The organism is Streptococcus mitis (genome assembly GCF_002096755.1).
Classification (GTDB): domain Bacteria; phylum Bacillota; class Bacilli; order Lactobacillales; family Streptococcaceae; genus Streptococcus; species Streptococcus mitis_AC.
Genome location: NZ_NCVF01000006.1, coordinates 1 through 578, shown reverse-complemented (window position 1 = coordinate 578; position 578 = coordinate 1). Strand labels below are relative to the sequence as shown.

Genomic DNA, 578 nt, shown 5'->3' with positions numbered 1-578 from the left:
CTAGTGCTTGCTGAAGCTGATGCACTTGTCGATGCTGAAGCCGACGCGCTTGTACTTGCTGATGCTGATGCGCTTGTTGACGCCGATGCTGACGCGCTAGTGCTTGCTGAGGCTGACGCACTTGTTGAGGCCGATGCTGATGCGCTAGTGCTTGCTGAAGCCGACGCACTTGTTGAGGCCGATGCTGACGCACTTGTTGAGGCCGAAGCTGATGCACTTGTTGACGCTGAAGCCGACGCACTTGTTGAGGCCGATGCTGATGCGCTAGTGCTTGCTGAGGCTGACGCACTTGTTGATGCTGAAGCTGATGCGCTTGTTGACGCTGATGCTGATGCGCTTGTACTTGCTGAAGCTGACGCGCTTGTACTTGCTGAAGCTGATGCGCTAGTGCTTGCTGAAGCTGATGCGCTTGTTGACGCTGAAGCTGACGCACTTGTACTTGCTGAAGCTGATGCGCTAGTGCTTGCTGAAGCTGATGCGCTTGTCGATGCTGAAGCTGACGCACTTGTACTTGCTGAAGCTGACGCGCTTGTTGACGCTGAAGCTGACGCACTTGTACTTGCTGATGCTGATGCGCT

The 578-nt window shown here is 55.0% G+C and carries 1 protein-coding gene; it reads left to right on the top strand.

The features are described from left to right. The coding region (locus tag B7700_RS11135) for a hypothetical protein (protein WP_192855633.1) at positions 1 to 578 on the top strand (578 nt) is incomplete at both ends.